The following is an 18,469-nucleotide window of genomic DNA, read 5'->3' as shown; positions in this document are numbered from 1 at the left end:
CCAATCCCGGTTTCGATATCGAGGTATTCGGATTCCGATATCGGCGCATGCGTATTGCATTGCTCTGCGGACGCGATATTCGCGCTTGGTGCACGCCGGCATTGGCTAAGCGGGTAAGCGCTCGATCCGCAGCGTCGCAAATTGTGTGGACGCGCGAAACCGTCGGCTGCTAGCGAACGGGACACGATGTATGAGGCGGCGGCTTGCGCCGATACTCGTATGTCAGGGGCAAGTTGCAGTTCGCATTGATTCCTCTCGGGTTTTCTCAAGCGTGCCCGGCAACGGCTGAAGGCCTTTCGACACGCGTCGCTTTTTTCCGAATCTTTTGTTCACGCCCCCCATCATGCTCGAACGCTTTCACCTCACCCTGATCCGCGAAGTGGACCGCCAGGGCTCGCTCACGGCGGCGGCCGGTGCGCTGCATCTGACGCAATCCGCGTTGAGCCATACCGTCAAGAAGCTCGAGCAGCAACTCGGCACGCAGGTGTGGGAACGCGATGGCCGTAACCTGCGCCTCACGCAGGCGGGCCAATATCTGCTCTCGCTCGCCGACCGGCTGCTGCCGCAATTCGAGCACGCCGAAGCGCGCATGAAGCAATACGCGAACGGCGAGCGCGGCACGCTGCGCATCGGCATGGAATGTCATCCGTGCTATCAGTGGCTGCTCAAGGTCGTGTCGCCGTATCTCGCGCGCTGGCCCGATGTCGACGTCGACGTGAAGCAGCGCTTCCAGTTCGGCGGGATCGGCGCGCTGTTCGGCTACGACATCGACGTGCTCGTCACGCCCGATCCGCTGCAGCGGCCCGGCCTGCGCTTCGACCCCGTGTTCGATTACGAGCAGGTGCTCGTGGTGGCCGACGGGCATCGGCTCGCCAACGCGCGCTACGTGCGGCCCGAGCAGCTCGTCGATGAAACGCTGATCACCTATCCGGTCGACACCGACCGCCTCGACATCTACAACCTGTTTCTGCGCCCCGCCAACGTCGCACCACGCCGTCACAAGACGATCGAGACCACCGACATCATGCTGCAGATGGTCGCGAGCAATCGCGGCGTGGCCGCGCTGCCGCGCTGGCTCGCCGAGGAATACGCGGACCGGATGCCGGTGGTCAGCGTCAAGCTCGGCAAGACCGGCATCGCCAAGCAGATTTTTCTCGGCACGCGCGAAGCGGATGCGTCGCTCGACTATCTGCATTCGTTCGTCGAGTTCGCGCGCAAGTCGGGCTGGAAGAACTCGACGCCGCGGCGCTGAACGCGCACGAATGGCGCAAGCAGCGACGCGCACGGCCGGTGTTGCACGCGATTCGATGCGGTGCCTCTTTAGATCACACCGTGCGGCGCGTGAGCATCGAGCGTATTTCGCCGATCGCGCGCGCCGGATTCAATCCCTTCGGGCACACGTCGACGCAGTTCATGATCGTGCGGCAACGAAACAGCCGGTACGCGTCTTCGAGATTGGTGAGTCGCGCGGCCGTGTCGTTGTCGCGCGAGTCCGCGATGAACCGGTAGGCCTGCAACAGGCCCGCCGGACCGACGAACTTGTCGGGGTTCCACCAGAAGCTCGGGCACGACGACGAGCAGCACGCGCACAGAATGCATTCGTACAGTCCGTCGAGCTGATCGCGCTCCTCCGGCGACTGCAGGCGCTCGCGCTCGGGCGGCGGATCGTCGTTGACGAGCCACGGCTTGATCGAATGGTACTGGTTGAAAAACGGCGTCATGTCGACGATCAGATCGCGAATCACCGGCAAGCCCGGCAATGGACGCAGCACGATGTGCTGCGGCAGCTCCTTCATGTTGGTCAGACATGCAAGCCCGTTCTTGCCGTTGATGTTCATCGCATCCGAGCCGCAGATGCCCTCGCGGCACGAGCGGCGATAGGCCAGCGACTCGTCCATTGTCTTGATCGTGGCGAGCACGTCGAGCAACATGCGCTCGTCACCGCCTAGTTCGACCTTGTATTGCTGCAGCCGCGGGCTCGCATCGGCGTCGGGGTCGTAGCGGTAGATATCGACAGTTCGAAGATCGGCCATGGTCACTCCGATGACGGCGCGCAGGTACGCGCCAGATTGCGCCGCGAGCACATGTTCATCACCGCGTGCTCGCCGAGACCCGCACCGGAATCGACTTCGCGCCCGGTACCTTGCTCTCCTTCGCGCAGTGCCACAGCGGCAGCAGCGGATTGCATTCCGGGTAATAGCCGCCGATGCATCCCTGCGGCACGTCGAACGGCACGACGCTCAGCCCGTCGACGCGGCGCTCGACGCCATCGTCCGCGATGGTCTCGAGAGCGATGCGCTCGCCGTGCGCGAGTCCGCGTTTCTCCATGTCGGCCGGATTCATCAGGATCACCATGCGCGTGCCCTTGATGCCTCTGAAGCGATCGTCGAGGCCATAAATGGTCGTATTGAACTGGCTGTCGCTGCGCAGGGTCATCAACCGCAGAGAATCGGGTTCGCGCGTCGGCATGTCCGGGTCTTCGCCAATCGAAGTGGGCACCATGAATTCAGCCTTGCCGCTTTTGGTTTTCCACTTGCGCTCGCGCGCCGGCAGCGGCCGTATCACGCCGCCAGGTTTCCACATGCGCGCCTCGAAATCATCGAACATCTCGGGCCACGTCTTCGACATTTCCAGGCGCACGCGCGAATAGTCGTCGCGCCATGCGTCCCAGTCGACGCTCGAGCGCTCGCCGAGCGTCGCCTTCGCAATGCCCGCGACGATGAACGGCTCCGAGCGTATCGTCGGCGCCGCGGGTTCGACCACGCCATGCGAGCCGTGAAAGTGCGCGGTGCTGTCTTCCATCGACACCGCCTGCGCGCCGCCCGCCTGCCGGTCGATCTCGATGCGGCTCAGGCACGGCAGCAGATAGGCGCGCTGGCCGTGCACCAGGTGGCTGCGATTGAGCTTGGTCGCCACGTTGACGGTCAGCCCGAGCGAGGCCCACGCCGGCTCGGTGCGCAGCCGGTCGGGCACCGAGCGTACGAGGTTGCCGCCGAGATTGATCATCGCGCTGACCTTGCCGTCGAGCATCGCCTCGAAGGCTTCGACGATATTCATGCCTTTCTCGCGCGGCGGCTCGAACGAAAACTGTTTGGCCAGCTGGTCGAGCGGCGCGAGCTCCGGCTTTTCGGTGATGCCGACCGTGCGCTGACCCTGCACGTTCGAATGTCCGCGCACCGGCGACGGGCCCGCGCCCGGCTTGCCGACGTTGCCGCGCAGCATCAGCAGATTGCACAGCATGCGCACGTTCTGCACCCCCATCCGATGCTGCGTGAGACCCATGCCGTAGTGGATCATCACCGCGTTCGCTTTCATGTATTCGTCGGCGGCCGCCTCGAGCGCTACGCGCGGTAAGCCGCTCACGCGCTCGATGTCGTCCCAGCTCGCGGCGCGCGCGTACTGCGCGAATTCCTCGTAGCCGTTGGTATGTTCGCGAATGAAATCGATGTCGACGACGCGTGCGCCGCCGGTGCTCACCGCGCGATCGTCCGCTTCGATGACGAGCTTGCAGATGCCGAGGATCGCAGCGGTATCGCCGCCCGTCTTCACCTGGTGATATTGCGTGCTGATCTGCGTATCGGTGGGTGTGAGCATGTCCACCGGCGACTGCGGGTTCGCGAAATGCAGCAGCCCCGGCTCGCGCAGCGGATTGAATGTGATGATCGGCACGCCGCGTTTGCGCGCGTCCTGCAATTGATGCAGCATGCGCGGGCTATTCGTGCCGACGTTCTGGCCGAAGAAAAACATCAGGTCGGTCTTCTCGAAATCGTCGAGCGAGACCGTGCCGACGCCCACCCCGATCGCCTCCTTGAGCCCGACGCTGGTGCTTTCGTGGCACATGTTCGAGCTGTCGGGCAGATTGTTGGTGCCGTACATGCGCGCGAAAAGCTGCAACATGTACGAGGTTTCGAGCGACGCGCGGCCCGACGTGTAGAACACCACGCTGGCCGGGTCCAGCGTGCGCAGTTCGGCGCCGATCGCATCGAACGCTTGCTGCCAAGGCACCGGCACGTAGCGGTCGGTGGCCGGGTCGTAGCGCAGCGGCTCGGTCAGCCGCCCCGCTTCCTCGAGGTCGTGGTCGTGCCATTTCGCGAGCTCGCTGACCGTGTGGACCTCGAAGAAATCGGGCGTGACGCGTTTGGCCGTGAGGTCCCACGCGGTGGCCTTCGCGCCGCTCTCGCAGAACTCGAACGTATGCGGATCGGCCGGCTTCGCCCACGAACAGCTGACGCACATGAAGCCGTCGGGCTTGTTCTGATGCATCAGGACCCGGCTATCTTTCAGCGGGGCTTTTTCCTGCAGCAGGATCGTCGCAACCGCCTTGAGCGACCCCCATCCGCCCGATGCGTACGGATACGCATCGCTTTTGTCTTCTTTGCTCATCAGTCCACCCGTTTGGCCATGAATGTCACGTCACGAGGTCACAGCATGTGCCGTTCCCGGCCACGGCACCTCGCCGCGGTATGGGGTTTGCTGCGCCGCGGGCTTACTCGCCGCGCCGCACGCCAACCGCCAACCTTCATGACCGACCCCACCACCACGCGCGACACGTCCACCCGGCTGAACGCGATGCGCAAGACGCTGCGTGAGGTGTTCGGGATCAGCCGGCTGCGCCCCGGCCAACGGGAGATCATCCGTAGCGTGCTCGAACGGCGCGATACGCTTGCCGTGATGCCCACCGGCGCGGGCAAATCGCTGTGCTATCAGTTGCCGGCGTTGCATCTCGACGGCTGGACGCTCGTCGTGTCGCCGCTGATCGCGCTGATGAAAGACCAGTTCGACAAACTGCGCGAGGCCGGCATCGACGCCTGGCGGATCAATAGCACCGTGCCGGCCACCGAACTGCGCGAGAGTTACGAAGCGTTGCGCGGCGCGCGCCGCGGCATCGTGTTCGTGACGCCCGAGCAACTCACGCGCCAGGACCTGATCGACGCCTTGCACGCGGGTTCGCAGCGCATTGAACTCGTCGTCGTCGACGAAGCGCATTGCGTGTCGCAGTGGGGGCACGACTTTCGCCCGGCATTCCTGCGCATCGTCGATGCCGTCAAGGCGCTCGGCAAGCCGCCCATTCTCGCGCTGACCGCGACCGCGACGGCCGACATCCGCGACGACATCGTGCGTTCGCTCGGCCTTCGCGAGCCGCGCATCGTGAACACCGGCGTGTATCGCGACAATCTTCACTATCGTGTCACGCAGGTATCGGTCGCGGGCGGGCGCCTGCGGGCGTCGACGCGCGCGAAAGAGGCAAAGACGGCCGCGTTGCGCACGCTGCTCGCAAGCGAGACCGGCCGAGGCATTATCTATACGGCGACCGTGCGCGAAGCCGAACACGTGGCGGCGACGGTGCGCGGCTGGGACGTTGCGGCGGCCTGCTATCACGGCCGGATGTCTGCGCGCGAACGGCACGACGCGCAGGAGCGCTTCGTGTCGGGCGACGTTCGCGTGATGATCTCGACCAACGCATTCGGCATGGGCGTCGATATCCCCGATATCCGTTTCGTCGTCCATTACCAGATGCCGGGCAGCATCGATGCCTACTACCAGGAAAGCGGACGCGCGGGGCGAGACGGCAAAGCCGCGCGCTGCGAGCTACTGTTCGATCTGAACGATCGGCGCGTGCAGCAGTTTCTCGCGCTGGGCCGCTATCCCGATGCCGCGCTGCTGCGCCGCATCTGCGACGCGCTCGCGCAGCGCACGGAATCGCCCGGTCCCGGCCTGACGGCGCGCGAGCTGCTCGACGCGGTGCCGGACGTCGGCCGCAACAAGCTCGCCGTCGCGCTGAAGATGCTGACCGACTCGCGGCACGTGTCGCGCGACCGGCTGCAGCGGTATCGGTTACGCGAGGCTGGCGGCGACCATGGCCGCGACAGCGGTGAGGACAGTGCGATCGAAGCCGCGGTGGAGCGCTACGCGCAGCTCGCGACGCGCGATCGCGACGCACTCCAGCAGATGATCGACTACGCGCAAACCGGCGGTTGCCGATGGCGCGTGATGCTCGAATATTTCGGCGATGCACAGGGTTTCGAACGCTGCGGCACCTGCGACAACTGCCTGAATCCGCTGGAGGCAACGCTCGAAGCGCAACGCACCGCACCCGACGATAAAAAGCCGCCGCGTCGCGCCGGCAGGAAGCCGCGCTTCGGCCGCGGCGACGCTGTGCGGGTGCGCAAATACGGCTCGGGCCATGTGGTGTTTTCAACGGATGAACAGGTTGCGGTGCTGTTTCCCGACGGCACGACCCGCACGTTCATGGCGCGCTTCGTGAAGGCCGAAATCGCGTGATGCGCGGCATCGTTCGCGCGGACAGAGGTATCCTGCTTCTCGCGCATACGTCTGTCCGCGATCACGGGCGAGCGTTGATGCGCCCGAACCGGAGCCCAGCCATGAAAACGCCCGAGTACGAAAGCGGTTCACCGTGGTATCAGTCGTCCATCCGCGCGATGCTGCGCCGAGCCGTCCCATCGGGTCTGTCGGCCGGCTGCCTGTCCGCGGCGACCGCCGCGGCGGCATCCGCAGACACCTCGGGCAGCCCGCTCGCGCCGATCAATGCCGTTACCCACTGCTTGTGGCCGCAACGCGCGCTGCATGAACGCGGCTTCAGCCTCCGTCACACGGTGACCGGCTTCGCAATCCATCAGGCGGCTGCGATCTTCTGGGCCACGATGTTCGAGGCGCTCGTCGACCGAATGGCCGGCCCCGCCCCGTCGAGACGGCCGGGCGCCACTGCGCTCGCCGCGGCCGCGACCGTGGCGAGCGCATATGTGGTCGACTACAAGGTCGTGCCGGAGCGGCTCACGCCGGGTTTCGAGGCGCACCTGTCGCGCCGCTCGCTCGCCAACGTCTACGTGGCGCTCGGCGCGGGCCTGCTCGCAGCCGCGCTGCTGCGGCGGCCGGATCGATGAAAAGCGCGCGAGCAAAAAAAGAGCGACCCGCCTTCAACCGGCATGGTCGCCGCAAGCGCACCCGCACCGCATCCTGTCCGACAGGCCCGCGCGCCGGACCGTTTTACACGCGAGGTGCGGCTCGCACCGTCATTGGCCGCCCTTTTCCTGCGACGGCTTCACTTCGGACAGATCTTTTTCCTTGACCTCGGCCTGGCGCACGCTCGTGCCGTCCTCGCCCGTTTCGGAAATGTCCGTTTCAAATGTGCCTTCGTTGCCTGCGCCGCTTTCATCGGCGTTGCCGGTTTTCGGCGTGTTCGGCTGCTGTTGCTGGCTTGCCATGATTCGCTCCTTGCAGTGTCACGCGGCGCGTGATGCCGCGCGCGTGTACACCGCTCAGCATGGACGATGCCCGGGCAAGCGCAAGACGTGAACGACGCGCGAACCACCGCGTGTTCTCGCAAGCTTCCCTCATTCCGCGAACAGATCCGGGCCGAATACCTCGTAGTGAATCTTCGACTCGTGAATGTCCATGTTTTTCAGTGCGTCGTGCTGCAGCCGCATGAAAGGAACGGGACCGCAGATGTAGTAGTCGGCGTCGGGCAGCAGAATCTCGTCGCGCAACGTGTCGAGGTCGATGAAACCCGCGTAATCGTAGTCTCGGCCCTGCACGTCGGTGCCGAGCGGCGTGTCGTAGAACACGATGGCGCGGAAATTCGGCTGGGTGGCGACGGTCTGCTGCAGACGATCGCGCATCGCGTGCACCGCGCCGTTGCGCGCACCGTGAATGAACACCACGCGCCGCTGCGGGTCCTGAATCGCGCGCTTCAACATGCTGACCATCGGCGTGAGACCGACGCCGCCGCTGATCAGCACGATCGGCGTCTTCGCATGCACATCGATGTAGAACGTGCCGTACGGTGCCGCCAATCTCACTTCGTCGCCGACGTTGACGTGATCGTGCAGCAGCGAGGACACATAGCCCGGCGGGCGGCCGGCCTCGCCGCTCTCGCGCTTGACGGAGATCCGATAGGTATGGCCGTTCGGCACGTCGGACAAACTGTATTGGCGGATCTGCTGCAGGCCGAGCGCGGGCACGTCGACGGCAATGCCGATGTACTGGCCCGGCTCGAAGTTGGCGACTGGCTGTCCGTCCTTCGGTTCGAGAACGAACGACGTGATGACGCTGCTCTCGGGCCGCTTCTCCTTGACGACGAACGTGCGCCATCCGGTCCAGCCGCCGAGCTGCGCCCCGCGCGTCTCGCGCAATTCCGATTCCATGCCCATCAGCACGTCCGCGAGATTGCCGTAGGCCTGCGCCCACGCGGAGATGATGTCGTCGGTCGCGGCCTCGCCGAGCACATCCCTGATCGCGCCAAGCAGATGTTCGCCGACGATCGGGTAGTGCTCTGCTTTCACGTCGAGACTCGCGTGTTTATTGGCGATATTGCGCAGCACCGCGGCGAGACTGCCCGGATCCTCGATGTTCTCGGCGTACGCGTAGACGGCTCGGGCGAGCGCTTCCTGCTGCTGTCCCTGCTCCTGGTGCGTCATATTGAACACGTTCGTCAGCTCGGGATGCGCATCGAAGAGCCGCCTGTAAAAGCGTTGAATGATCGTATAGCCGTGGGCGGCCAGAACCGGGGCCGTGGCCTTGACGATGTCCTTGGTTTTCTGCGTCAGCATTTCTTTTCTCCTGCGTGGCAATTGCCCGCCGCTTCTAGCCTATCCGGGCGACCATGCTCCTCCAACCGCTGCCGGCTGTCCATATGCCAACGGCCGCGGACAGGCACTCGACGATGCGCGCGCCGCGCGAGGCAGGCAACGTCGGCCGCCCTGCACGCCATCGCCGGTTCGCTAACGAGGCGATCCTGGCGGGCCGGGAACGCGGCGTGCGCGACGGTCGGCGTGCCGCTCGCGACGAACGGCGCTCCGCCCGCGTGGCATGGCGGATGGACGACCCACGGTATCCGACTCCAATGGAGGTCACGATGTTTATGCACAACAAACGGCTGCAATACACGGTTCGCGTCGGCACGACCAATCCCGGTCTTGCGAATCTGATGCTGGAGCAGTTCGGCGGTCCGCAAGGCGAACTGGCGGCCGCGATGCGCTACTTCACGCAGGCAGTTGCGGAAGAAGATCCGGGCCGCAAGGACATGCTGTTCGATATCGCGACTGAAGAGCTGAGCCATCTCGAGATCATCGGCTCGATCGTCGCGATGTTGAACCGCGGCGCAAAAGGGGAGCTTGCCGAAGCGGTCGAGCAGCATGCCGAGCTTTACCGCAGGCTGAACGGCGCGGGCAACGACAGTCACGTTACCCAAGTGCTGTATGGCGGCGGGCCGCCGCTGACGAACTCGGGCGGCGTGCCGTGGAGTGCCGCGTACATCGATACGATCGGCGAGCCGACCGCGGACCTGCGCTCGAACATCGCCGCCGAAGCGCGCGCGAAGATCATCTATGAGCGGCTGATCAACGTTACCGACGATGCGGGCGTGCGCGAGGCGCTCGGCTTTCTGATGACCCGCGAAGTCGCGCATCAGAAGTCGTTCGAGAAGGCGCTGTATGCGATCACGCCGAATTTCCCGCCGGGCAAGCTGCCGCCGAACCAGCAATTCGCGAGCGTCTATTACAAGATGTCGCACGACGGCGCGGCGGTCAATGCACCGTGGAACAGCGGCACCGGTCTCACGATACAAACCGGTGAACCGGCGGTGGATGGCGGCGACGGCAGCGCGTCGGTCGGCCTCGAAGCGCAACAGGAATCCGCGGTCACGGCGATGGCCGGGCGTCTGCGCTCGGACCCGTCGAGCGATCCGACCACCGGGGCCGAATTGGGCAGCGAAGTCCCGCGCAGCAACGACGCCGGGTGAACGCGCCCGCGCGGGCTTGCCAAAGTGCATCGGATGACCGCCCCGCAGGACGATGTCATCGATCGCTCTGTGTAGACTCGCACGCCAGCGTCGCCTAGGCGCTGGCGTGCGTTTCGTCAGGGTCCGAAAAACGTGTTGCAGAACTTGCCCGCCACATTGCATGTCTGTTGACCCGAAAGCTGCGCATCGTTGCGCCGGGCTCCAGTGGCGCACGCGGCCGTCGCGGCGACCGCGAGTGTCATGATCAACGTTCTGCGCAGCGCCGCCGGGCGGTTGCGCTTGCGATTACGACTCGCGGAATCTCCGTGCTTCGGTGCATCGGCGGGATGCGAGCAGTTTTGTCGGTGGTCAGGCATTTCGCGCCTCCTTCGGCCGTGATCCTCGTCGATCGATCGCGTACGCATTCCGCTAAATGCAACGACCGTGCCCGCAGGGCTGTCCGCAACGCGACAGTTTCGGACACCAGGCGCGATATTTTTTTGGCGAACGGCCGGCGTATGCTGATTCCGGGGGGTTTTGGACTGATGCCAATAGCTTGAAGCGAAACTGACGCACATCGGCGCGATGGTCCCGGGCCGCCAACAATTCGTTCGACGCGACCATCTCGGGAACGATCACCACTCACGCGGCGAAGGGGAAATGATGATGCGGACCTACGAATACCACGGGTTCACGATCGAGGTGACCGTCGAGGCGGACTTCACGTTGCGCCCCGCCGAGCGCGCGGCGGTACACCCGCACTACGCGGCGGTGGTTCGCGTCTACCAGGCCGGTAATGCGATCGCGACGTTCTCGCCGCTGCGCTTCGATATTGCCGGCGGCCGGCCGTTCGACACCGAAGCCGATGCGTTGATGGCCGGATATAGCGCGGCGCGCAGGATCGTGGACGACCTGTTCGCCCGCGCGGCCGATGCCGCGGACTCCGCGTTGAACACCCTGACGGGCAGCAAAGCGCTCCGCTAGCGGGTGCCGGCGTCGGTTGAGCGATTGCTGGGCAGCGGGAATGGCGCATGCGGTATCCGCGAGCACCCTTCCCCTGGAGAACCGCCATGTCCAATGACGCCTCATCGCTGTCGCCGTCGATCACGTCGATGATCCGCCTCGACCATATGCACGTGCTGGCCGCTTCGCACCGATACCATGCGTCCACGCCGTGGTGGCGCAAACGCGCGATCGTGAACGGCGTGTGCGACGCGCTCGAAATCCACGCGCAGCTCGAGGAAGAAATTTTCTACCCGGCGCTCGACCGCGCGATCGGCAATGACGAAACACTGAGCAAGAGCCGTCCCGAACACGACGAGATGCGCGCGACGATCGCGAAGCTGCGCGGGATGGGCCCTGAAAACGCTGCCTACGACGGCCTCTTTTATCAACTGATCCGCGAAGTCGCTCATCATGTCGCCGATGAGGAAACCATCCTGCTGCCCGACGCCGAGCGCGTGCTGAAGAACGATCTGCAGTCGCTCGGCGCCGCGATGACGCGCCGCCGGATGCAGCTGCTCGGCGAGCGTCCGATGGACATCGCGGTGAATGCCGCCGGCACGTTTCCGATCGCCACACTGCTGCTGGGATCGACTTTGGTGCTCGCGCTGCGGCATTGCCTGCCGAGGTCGCGTCGCGTGGCGCGGGCGCGGCGTTGACGGGCGTGCGCATTCAGGAATGACTGGCGTGGCCGCGTTTTGGAGCGGCCGGTTGGGGCCGAGGCCAAGAGCAACGTTGACGGTGCGGGCCTCGGCCGCGGTGCGCCATCCGGGGCAGATCTGCTATGGAAATCCCGGGCACACATAATTGCTAGTGTTTCGGACGCGCTCTAAAAAGTCGCGGCAAGAAAATAAAGAGCGGCGCACAGAATCATCGCGGCCGCTGTACAGTACGCCCAACGCTTGAGGGACCATCTCTGCCAGGCATAGACGTTCACAGCTGTCGCTAAAGTCGCCGGACCGAAAATTGATAGGTACAGAGTGGGCCATCCGTACCACGGGAACGGGCACTTTCCTAGTTCGTTGCAGCCGTGCGCGATGTTATGCGGATCACGGAACCAATTGAAGTGGCTCAATACGATCATACAAGCCCAGGTAATAGCGAGGCCATATCCAAATCCCGCCGCACCGACCGCATACCGTTTCACTTGATCTCCCAAAACAGTATCTGCTTCGAATTGCGTAAGTCAGAGAAGCCAAACGGGTATCCCGCGAAAAGCGAATTCATTCCGAACATTCGACCGATCGTTGCGATCGAGTCAACAGGTCCGCTGATCGTTAAGCGCGAGCCGTTCCATAGATCAATGTGACCGCCGCTAGCATTGGCGGTGCTTTCTCCGTCCCGCGTCCAGTAGCGCGAAAACTGGATAATACCGGTTCGCCCCTTGACCTTCGACACCCAGTCTTGTCCAGTAATATCTTCGGCCTTCGGCAAACCGCCGAAGGGCTGCAACTTCAACCATTCCCCTAACTCATCCGCCCGCGTTGCGGTCGCCTTACCACCAAGAATAATTCGACCGATGGTGGCCTGTCCCGACAGCGGGTGTACTAGCTTAGAGGAAAACGACTTCATTTCTATTCCCACGCGGTGAAGCGCGACGCTCATACGGATGGCACATTGATCTGTATATGCGGGATCGTCATAGGGATCACCTGGCGGGTAGTTATCCCAAAGTTCCTGAAACGTGGCGGCCTTTAGCGGCACTTCCTTTATCGATCCTTGCGTGCTGTTCGTTTGAACCTGCGTTTTCTTGTTCGGCATTAATTCCAGTCCTTACGTGCAAGGGCTTCATCGCCCCAATAGATGACGTAGTGTTCCGCTCCGTCTGTAGTGATGCGAGGAAGAAAGCCGTGCGAATCAATGCGCCCGCTGTATACATCCCCAGATTCAGTTTCGATGTAGTACGGATAACCGGCAAGCGAGGCGCGAGCCGCGACGGCGCGTACCTGTTCGTCAAAGATGAGGTTTTGCACCGGTGCTGTGGCGATGGGCACGCTGGTTTCGCCGCTCCGGTCCGCAATTTTCCATATGCGCCCGTATATCGCTACGATGCGGGGATGATCTGCGCATTTGCAGAGAACGATATCCCCGCCAACAGCCTGACGTCTGCCACCGTTCACACGATCAAGCAGGCGGTGCTGGTCTCCAAGACCAGAGCCATAAGTGATGAGACCGGTACTGTCGCACTTCGGACAGTACGCTTCATCGCCGATAAAAGCCAAGCGGCGGCGCTTGCCGTCCTCGCCCTGGATCGTGCCTGCCTGTTTGTATGCGAATACGCGGCTGCCGTTGCCGCTTGTCAACGGGTCGTCTTCGACCGCGGCATAGTAGAGGTCTGCCATTTATGCTCCTGCTTGTCGATCAACGACGCGCCCGGTAAGTCGGATGGAAAAGTAGATCATTGGCCAATTCCATCACATTTCGCCTACGGAAAATGTGAAATCAGGTCAAGGCCATGCGCGATGATTAAGTTATCCATAAGTTTCATATTTTTTCGACAATGGAGAACTCATCCAGGCGAACCGCACCGAGTGAATGCGGAGCAAGCGCGCAACGCTCCGACGGAATCGTTACCCGATGCGAGGTACAAGCCGCTGCCCGCGACCGGGCATCAATGATTGACGCGCGGCGCCGCCGGCGTCTGCTCACGCCCCGGTTTCGTCTCGTCCGGCTCGCCCGACTCGACGAGCGCCGCCGCGACGCCGCGCGCGTTCTCAGCCGCGATGTCGAGCGCGTCGCCCCACGACACGTGGCCGCAAGTCCCGCGTCGCTCGAAGACCGTGCGATGCTCGCCGCCACGCTCCGTCACGAGCACGACCCACTGGAAAGCGCCTTCCGAATCCCTGGTGACGGTCCAGCTTACGAGGAAGTCGGCTATTTGTATCGCCTGCACGCGCATGATCGGCTCCTTCCGTCCGGTACACCGGCCCGTTTTATCGGCATCCGCGCATCGCATGTGCCTAGCGCGGACTGCGCACGTCACGGTGCAATCCACGCCTCATTGCTGGGAACCGAACGCGGACCGATGCGGGTCCGGGGGTTCGTCTCGACCTGACGGCGAGCCGGTCAACACCGCGGGCAGCGACGGATTCTCAGGCTGCGTGTAGCGCGCGTGGATCGCAGCGCGGATGCGCGCGAGGCTTTGCGCGGCATCGAGCGCGCTGTCCTGCTCGATGCCGCGTGCTTCCTCGGCAAGGTCCGCGTCGCCGATCTGCTGCTCGAACCAGCGCGAATAGTCGCCACGCTGGCGATGAAACTGCCACGTCGCCGCATCGACACCTTCGGCGATTTCGACGAACAGCACGAGGTTATGCGCGCGCAGGTTCAACGCGTTGTGCTGGCCGCGAAAATAAAAGCTGCGCTCGGGAATCAGCAGCCCTTCCGCGTACTTGCGACGATGCCGGCGCTTTTCCTTGCGGCCCGGTTCGAGCCGCACGAGTTGCGGCGGCGCGGCGTCGCCGACGCGCCATAACAGCGCGTCGCCTTTGGCCAGTCGCGCGGTGCCGTCCGTTGAAGAATGCGCCCCATCACCGCTCGATGTCGGCGGCTCGCACCCGCTTGCCGCAGCGAAGCGCTGCAAGGCCGCGTGCGCGTCGTCTCCCATCGCGAGCACCATGCTGACCTGTCGCAGCAACACCGGCGATAACTGCTCGGGCGATACGGTGACCGCGAGCGCGGTTTCGAGCGCATCCGGAATCGCCTGGTTCGCACCGGCCCATTCCGCGGGAAACAGGTGATGCGCCTCTTCGAACACGAGCCACTGCGGCCGTCCGGTGCGCGTGCGCAAATGCTGCGTCTGCAACAGCAGATTCGCGCAGAACATCGGTCGATCCGGCGGCGGCACGCGCAGCAGATTGACCGCGACCGCCGACCGCGCCGGACGGCACAGCAATTGCACGGCCTCTTCGATCGACGGTGCGTTGCTCGCGTCGCCGAGCACGACCGTCGCATCGTCATTGCCGTAGTCGCCTTCAGGATCGACGATGCACATCTGGCAACCCGCGCCCGCGAGCCGTTCGAGTAAACCCGCCGTCGCGGTCGACTTGCCGCAGCCCGATTCGCCGACGAGCAGCACGACGCTGCCGTACACGGGCAACGACAGCGGCTCACCGTCCGGCGCGTCCCGAGGGGTCCCCAGCACGATGCGATTACGCGGCGACGCGTCGGCGATGCCACGCAGATCGTCGGCAACGAGCGCGTCGATCAGCTCGGCGACGCCCGCGCCCGCGACGCCGTGCGTCACGAGATCGGCGTGCTCCTTCAGCGCCGGCAGCGCGTTCTCGACAGCCGCCGCGAGGCCGCACGCGGCGAGCAGCGCATGGTCGTTTTCCGCATCGCCGATCCCCACCACGTTCAGCGGCGACAGGTCGAGATCAGCGAGCGCCGCGCTCAGACCGCTCGCCTTCGATACGCCAGGCGCTACGATCATGACCGCATCGCCGTTGAAGACGATCTGCAATTCCAGTCCGAGGTCGCGAATCACATCGAGCGCGACATGCTCATGAGGCTTCATCGTCGCGATCAACGTCTGGCTGACACTGAACGCGCCGGGCGCGCGGCGCCGCAACTCCGCGACGAAACTATCGGGCGGCGCGGGCGCAAGCAGACGGCGGCCACCATCGGCCGGGCAATACAGCACGCCGCCGTTTTCCGCGACCACGCGCGAAAACAGCTCGATGCGCGGGCAGATCGCGAGCAGGTCGTCGAGTTCGCGTCCGCTGACGAGAATGACGTGACGGCCCGACGCGCGCAGGCGTTCGAGCGCGGCCCATGTCGATTCGGCGACCCGGCCGTCGCTGGCGAGCGTATTGTCGTAGTCGGTCGCGAGCGCAAAAAATCGCATTGTGCTGTCCTTCGTTTCGGCCTTGGTTCAGGCCTCGTTTTGCTACAAGGTGCCGACAGAGAGCCTCCAGCATCGGACACGACCGTTCGCTCGGGGTATCCTTTGATCGATCATGCCTCGGCCGAGCAAGCGCTATACCGTGCCGGCAACGCGCCCGGCGGTATGTGGTTTGCTGCGCGCCGTGTCGTAGCGGCGGCGGGCGGAGCGAATTGGGTGCGCGGGACATGCCCGAAACGCGTGCAAACGCCCGCATCGCGCCGCTGTAATCGCTGCGCACGTCGTTGAATTTTTGACAGCCCGACGCCGCGAGCCTGTCGTCGTGCACCACGAGGAGCCCTGATGTCCGTTCCCATCGATGCCGTGACCCTCGCCCGAACGCAATTCGGCTTCACGATTGCTTTCCACATCATCTTTCCCGCGATGTCGATCGGTCTCGCGAGCTACCTGGCGGTGCTCGAGGGCGCATGGCTCGTCACCCGCAAGCCGGTGTATCTCGCCGTCTACCGCTACTGGCTGACGATCTTCGCGGTCGTGTTCGGCATCGGCGTCGTGTCGGGGCTCGTGATGTCCTATCAATTCGGCACCAACTGGGCGGGCTTCGCGTTTCGCGCGGGTCCGGTCGTCGGGCCGCTGATGGGCTACGAGGTCTTGACGGCTTTCTTTCTCGAATCGGGCTTTCTCGGCGTGATGCTGTTCGGCATGAAACGTGTGGGCCCGCGCCTGCACTTTCTCGCCACACTGCTGGTCGCGCTGGGCACGCTGCTGAGCGCGTTCTGGATCCTCGCCGTCAATTCATGGATGCAGACGCCGCAGGGCTATACGATCGTCGACGGACGCTTCTTTCCGGCCGACTGGGTGCGCATCATCTTCAATCCGTCGTTTCCTTACCGGCTCGTGCACATGGTGCTGGCTGCCTATTTGAGCGTCGCGTTCCTGGTGGGCGCGGTGGGCGCGTGGCATCTGCTACGCGATTCGCGCAACGTGTGCGCGCGCCTGATGGTGTCGATGGCGCTATGGATGGCCTGCATCGTCGCGCCGATCCAGATGGTGGTCGGCGACCAGCACGGCATCAACACGCTCAAGCACCAGCCGGCGAAGATCGCCGCGCTCGAAGGCGACTGGGTCGCGCGTCCCGGCCAGCCGTTGATTCTGTTTGGATTACCGAACATGCGCACCGAGACGACCGATTACGCGATCGAGGTGCCGCATCTTGGCGCGCTGATTCTGACGCATACCTGGGACGGCTCGATCGCCGGCCTGAAATCGTTCCCGCCGTCCGAACGTCCGTTCTCGCCGGTCCTGTTCTGGGCGTTTCGCGTGATGGTCGGGTTCGGCATTCTGATGGCGCTGCTCGGACTGGGCAGTCTCGTGTTGCGCGCGAGAAGGACCCTGTACGAAGCGCGCTGGATGCACCACATCATGGTCGCGATGGGGCCGGCCGGTCTGATCGCATTGCTGTGCGGCTGGACCGTGACCGAGGTCGGCCGCCAGCCGTATACCGTTTATGGTCTGCTGCGCACCGCCGACAGCGTATCGCCGATCGCCGCGCCCGGCGTCGCGGTTTCGCTCGCGAGCTTCGGCGTGGTGTACGCGATCGTATTCGGCGCGGCCGTGGTCTTTCTGTTCAGGCTGATGGCGGCGACCCCGACGCTGGACACGCCGGGACCCGCGAAGGACAAGCCGCATCGCAGCGCCGGCATCACGCCGGGGCCTGCCCAGGCGACGGCCGGCTCATCAACTCCGAGGAGTCCCACGCATGACGACGGCCACGTTTGATCTCGCTTTGGTATGGGCCGCGATCCTCGCGTTCGCGGTGCTCGCCTACGTGCTGCTCGACGGCTTCGATCTCGGCGTCGGCATCCTGTTCGCGGTCGAGCATCGACGCGTCGATCGCGACGTGATGGTCAACTCGATCGCGCCGGTGTGGGACGGCAACGAGACGTGGCTGGTGCTCGGCGGCGGCGGGCTGTTCGCGGTTTTCCCGCTTGCTTACGGGGTGATTCTGTCGGCGCTCTATCCGCCCATCATCGCGATGCTGCTCGCGCTGGTGTTTCGCGGCGTCGCGTTCGAATTCCGTTTTCGCGCGATCGGCAAAGGTCGCGCATGGTGGGACGCCGCGTTCTTCGGCGGTTCGGCGCTCGCCGCGCTGTGCCAGGGCCTGGTGCTCGGCGGGCTGCTGCAAGGCATCGCGGTCGCCGGATATTCGTATGTGGGCGGCTGGTGGGACTGGCTGACCGGCTTCACGATTCTGTGCGGCCTCGCGGTGATGGCCGGTTACACCCTGCTCGGCTCGTGCTGGCTGGTCTGGCGCACCGAAGGCGAGTTGCACGAGCGCTGCCGGCGCCATGCGCGCACGATGGCCGTCACTGTGCTCGCACTGATCGTGGTGGTGACGCTATGGACGCCCATGCTGCAAAACGCGTTGTCCGCACGCTGGTTCCGGTGGCCCGACCTGCTGTTCACCGCGTGGGTGCCGGTGCTGGTCGTGCTGCTGGCGATCGGCTTTTTCCGCAGCCTGTCCGCGCGTCGTCACCTGCTGCCGCTGCTGTTTTCATACGGCATCTTCGTGCTGTGCTACGCGGGCCTGCTGATCAGTCTCTACCCGAACCTGGTGCCACCTTCGATCTCGTTTCGCGCGGCGGCCGCGCCGCATTCAAGCCTCGCGTTCCTGCTGGTCGGCGCCGCGATCACGGTGCCGATGATTCTCGGCTATACCGTGTACGCGTATTCGGTGTTCAAAGGAAAGATGCGCGCGGGCGAGGGGTATCACTGACATGTGGCGCCGCCTCGCGTGGTTCGCCGGCCTGTGGCTCGCCGGCGTCGTCGCGGTGGCGGCTGTGGCCGGCGTGCTGAAGCTTGTGCTGCGCGCGCTCACGCATTGAGCGTGG

At 64.4% G+C, this 18,469-nt stretch carries 17 protein-coding genes; 9 read left to right on the top strand and 8 right to left on the bottom strand.

Annotated features, from left to right (window positions below):
- Window positions 1–343: 343 nt before the first annotated feature.
- A complete protein-coding gene (locus BJG93_RS29535) occupies window positions 344–1,252 on the top strand; it encodes a LysR family transcriptional regulator (protein WP_027194785.1) in 909 nt (302 codons plus the stop codon).
- Window positions 1,253–1,325: 73 nt separating this feature from the next.
- Here BJG93_RS29535 and BJG93_RS29530 read toward each other — a convergent pair whose 3' ends face one another.
- The gene (locus BJG93_RS29530; RefSeq protein WP_027194784.1) at window positions 1,326–2,033 is read right to left on the bottom strand and encodes a succinate dehydrogenase/fumarate reductase iron-sulfur subunit; all 708 of its coding nucleotides are present in this window, start codon (window positions 2,031–2,033) and stop codon (window positions 1,326–1,328) included.
- 58 nt (window positions 2,034–2,091) lie between these two features.
- A complete protein-coding gene (locus BJG93_RS29525; RefSeq protein WP_027194783.1) occupies window positions 2,092–4,383 on the bottom strand; it encodes an FdhF/YdeP family oxidoreductase in 2,292 nt (763 codons plus the stop codon).
- A gap of 138 nt (window positions 4,384–4,521) precedes the next feature.
- Between BJG93_RS29525 and BJG93_RS29520 the strand changes: the two genes are divergently transcribed.
- Both BJG93_RS29520 and BJG93_RS29515 read left to right on the top strand, forming a co-directional pair.
- Window positions 4,522–6,282: a RecQ family ATP-dependent DNA helicase gene (locus tag BJG93_RS29520; RefSeq protein WP_063828899.1), complete on the top strand. Its 1,761-nt coding sequence runs from the start codon at window positions 4,522–4,524 to the stop codon at window positions 6,280–6,282.
- Window positions 6,283–6,383: 101 nt separating this feature from the next.
- Complete coding sequence (locus BJG93_RS29515) at window positions 6,384–6,902, top strand: hypothetical protein (RefSeq protein ID WP_027194781.1); 519 nt, start codon at window positions 6,384–6,386, stop codon at window positions 6,900–6,902.
- Window positions 6,903–7,031: 129 nt separating this feature from the next.
- Here BJG93_RS29515 and BJG93_RS29510 read toward each other — a convergent pair whose 3' ends face one another.
- Both BJG93_RS29510 and hmpA read right to left on the bottom strand, forming a co-directional pair.
- Window positions 7,032–7,223: a hypothetical protein gene (locus BJG93_RS29510; protein WP_027194780.1), complete on the bottom strand. Its 192-nt coding sequence runs from the start codon at window positions 7,221–7,223 to the stop codon at window positions 7,032–7,034.
- Between the two features lie 129 nt (window positions 7,224–7,352).
- Window positions 7,353–8,567: an NO-inducible flavohemoprotein gene (gene hmpA, locus BJG93_RS29505; RefSeq protein WP_027194779.1), complete on the bottom strand. Its 1,215-nt coding sequence runs from the start codon at window positions 8,565–8,567 to the stop codon at window positions 7,353–7,355.
- Between the two features lie 305 nt (window positions 8,568–8,872).
- Here hmpA and BJG93_RS29500 point away from each other — a divergent pair, with 305 nt between their 5' ends.
- The 3 genes from BJG93_RS29500 (at window position 8,873) to BJG93_RS29490 (ending at window position 11,397) form a co-directional block, all read left to right on the top strand.
- Window positions 8,873–9,757 carry a manganese catalase family protein gene (locus tag BJG93_RS29500; RefSeq protein ID WP_027194778.1) on the top strand — a complete coding sequence of 295 codons (885 nt, stop codon included), beginning with the start codon at window positions 8,873–8,875 and terminating at the stop codon, window positions 9,755–9,757.
- A gap of 645 nt (window positions 9,758–10,402) precedes the next feature.
- Window positions 10,403–10,720 (top strand): hypothetical protein, encoded by a 318-nt coding sequence (locus tag BJG93_RS29495; RefSeq protein ID WP_034477790.1) that lies wholly within the window; start codon window positions 10,403–10,405, stop codon window positions 10,718–10,720.
- A gap of 86 nt (window positions 10,721–10,806) precedes the next feature.
- On the top strand, window positions 10,807–11,397 hold the full coding sequence (locus tag BJG93_RS29490) for a hemerythrin domain-containing protein (protein WP_027194775.1): 591 nt from the start codon (window positions 10,807–10,809) through the stop codon (window positions 11,395–11,397).
- A 484-nt stretch (window positions 11,398–11,881) separates the two neighbouring features.
- Here the strand turns inward: BJG93_RS29490 and BJG93_RS29485 are convergent, their stop codons facing one another.
- From BJG93_RS29485 to BJG93_RS29470, 4 genes are all read right to left on the bottom strand, one after another.
- Window positions 11,882–12,499 carry a type VI secretion system amidase effector protein Tae4 gene (locus BJG93_RS29485; protein WP_027194774.1) on the bottom strand — a complete coding sequence of 206 codons (618 nt, stop codon included), beginning with the start codon at window positions 12,497–12,499 and terminating at the stop codon, window positions 11,882–11,884.
- Window positions 12,499–13,080 carry a PAAR domain-containing protein gene (locus BJG93_RS29480; RefSeq protein WP_051374209.1) on the bottom strand — a complete coding sequence of 194 codons (582 nt, stop codon included), beginning with the start codon at window positions 13,078–13,080 and terminating at the stop codon, window positions 12,499–12,501. Before BJG93_RS29480 ends, BJG93_RS29485 begins: the two co-directional genes overlap by 1 nt.
- Before the next feature lie 269 nt (window positions 13,081–13,349).
- Complete coding sequence (locus tag BJG93_RS29475) at window positions 13,350–13,637, bottom strand: hypothetical protein (protein ID WP_027194773.1); 288 nt, start codon at window positions 13,635–13,637, stop codon at window positions 13,350–13,352.
- A gap of 99 nt (window positions 13,638–13,736) precedes the next feature.
- Entirely contained in the window at window positions 13,737–15,581 is a 1,845-nt protein-coding gene (locus BJG93_RS29470; protein WP_027194772.1) for an HAD family hydrolase, read from the bottom strand.
- Between the two features lie 339 nt (window positions 15,582–15,920).
- Here BJG93_RS29470 and BJG93_RS29465 point away from each other — a divergent pair, with 339 nt between their 5' ends.
- The 3 genes from BJG93_RS29465 to BJG93_RS29455 are packed head-to-tail and all read left to right on the top strand — an operon-like array spanning window position 15,921 to window position 18,463.
- On the top strand, window positions 15,921–17,357 hold the full coding sequence (locus tag BJG93_RS29465) for a cytochrome ubiquinol oxidase subunit I (protein ID WP_027194771.1): 1,437 nt from the start codon (window positions 15,921–15,923) through the stop codon (window positions 17,355–17,357).
- Window positions 17,338–18,354: a cytochrome d ubiquinol oxidase subunit II gene (cydB, locus tag BJG93_RS29460; protein WP_027194770.1), complete on the top strand. Its 1,017-nt coding sequence runs from the start codon at window positions 17,338–17,340 to the stop codon at window positions 18,352–18,354. The genes BJG93_RS29465 and cydB overlap by 20 nt, the downstream gene beginning before the upstream one ends.
- A 1-nt stretch (window position 18,355) precedes the next feature.
- The gene (locus BJG93_RS29455; protein ID WP_154671705.1) at window positions 18,356–18,463 is read left to right on the top strand and encodes a hypothetical protein; all 108 of its coding nucleotides are present in this window, start codon (window positions 18,356–18,358) and stop codon (window positions 18,461–18,463) included.
- Window positions 18,464–18,469: the final 6 nt, after the last annotated feature.

It is taken from the genome of Paraburkholderia sprentiae WSM5005 (assembly GCF_001865575.2).
In the GTDB taxonomy this organism is placed as follows: domain Bacteria; phylum Pseudomonadota; class Gammaproteobacteria; order Burkholderiales; family Burkholderiaceae; genus Paraburkholderia; species Paraburkholderia sprentiae.
Note: the sequence above shows the minus strand (reverse complement) of the source record. Positions and strands in the feature narration are given on the sequence as shown.

Excerpts from the sequence above, each read along its gene's own strand:
- hmpA (WP_027194779.1), bottom strand. The coding sequence starts at position 8,567 with ATGCTGACGCAGAAAACCAAGGACATCGTCAAGGCCACGGCCCCGGTT.
- BJG93_RS29480 (WP_051374209.1), bottom strand. The coding sequence starts at position 13,080 with ATGGCAGACCTCTACTATGCCGCGGTCGAAGACGACCCGTTGACAAGC.
- BJG93_RS29535 (WP_027194785.1), top strand. The coding sequence starts at position 344 with ATGCTCGAACGCTTTCACCTCACCCTGATCCGCGAAGTGGACCGCCAG.
- BJG93_RS29510 (WP_027194780.1), bottom strand. The coding sequence starts at position 7,223 with ATGGCAAGCCAGCAACAGCAGCCGAACACGCCGAAAACCGGCAACGCC.
- BJG93_RS29495 (WP_034477790.1), top strand. The coding sequence starts at position 10,403 with ATGCGGACCTACGAATACCACGGGTTCACGATCGAGGTGACCGTCGAG.
- BJG93_RS29465 (WP_027194771.1), top strand. The coding sequence starts at position 15,921 with ATGTCCGTTCCCATCGATGCCGTGACCCTCGCCCGAACGCAATTCGGC.
- cydB (WP_027194770.1), top strand. The coding sequence starts at position 17,338 with ATGACGACGGCCACGTTTGATCTCGCTTTGGTATGGGCCGCGATCCTC.
- BJG93_RS29485 (WP_027194774.1), bottom strand. The coding sequence starts at position 12,499 with ATGCCGAACAAGAAAACGCAGGTTCAAACGAACAGCACGCAAGGATCG.
- BJG93_RS29475 (WP_027194773.1), bottom strand. The coding sequence starts at position 13,637 with ATGCGCGTGCAGGCGATACAAATAGCCGACTTCCTCGTAAGCTGGACC.
- BJG93_RS29525 (WP_027194783.1), bottom strand. The coding sequence starts at position 4,383 with ATGAGCAAAGAAGACAAAAGCGATGCGTATCCGTACGCATCGGGCGGA.
- BJG93_RS29500 (WP_027194778.1), top strand. The coding sequence starts at position 8,873 with ATGTTTATGCACAACAAACGGCTGCAATACACGGTTCGCGTCGGCACG.
- BJG93_RS29470 (WP_027194772.1), bottom strand. The coding sequence starts at position 15,581 with ATGCGATTTTTTGCGCTCGCGACCGACTACGACAATACGCTCGCCAGC.
- BJG93_RS29520 (WP_063828899.1), top strand. The coding sequence starts at position 4,522 with ATGACCGACCCCACCACCACGCGCGACACGTCCACCCGGCTGAACGCG.
- BJG93_RS29490 (WP_027194775.1), top strand. The coding sequence starts at position 10,807 with ATGTCCAATGACGCCTCATCGCTGTCGCCGTCGATCACGTCGATGATC.
- BJG93_RS29455 (WP_154671705.1), top strand. The coding sequence starts at position 18,356 with ATGTGGCGCCGCCTCGCGTGGTTCGCCGGCCTGTGGCTCGCCGGCGTC.
- BJG93_RS29530 (WP_027194784.1), bottom strand. The coding sequence starts at position 2,033 with ATGGCCGATCTTCGAACTGTCGATATCTACCGCTACGACCCCGACGCC.
- BJG93_RS29515 (WP_027194781.1), top strand. The coding sequence starts at position 6,384 with ATGAAAACGCCCGAGTACGAAAGCGGTTCACCGTGGTATCAGTCGTCC.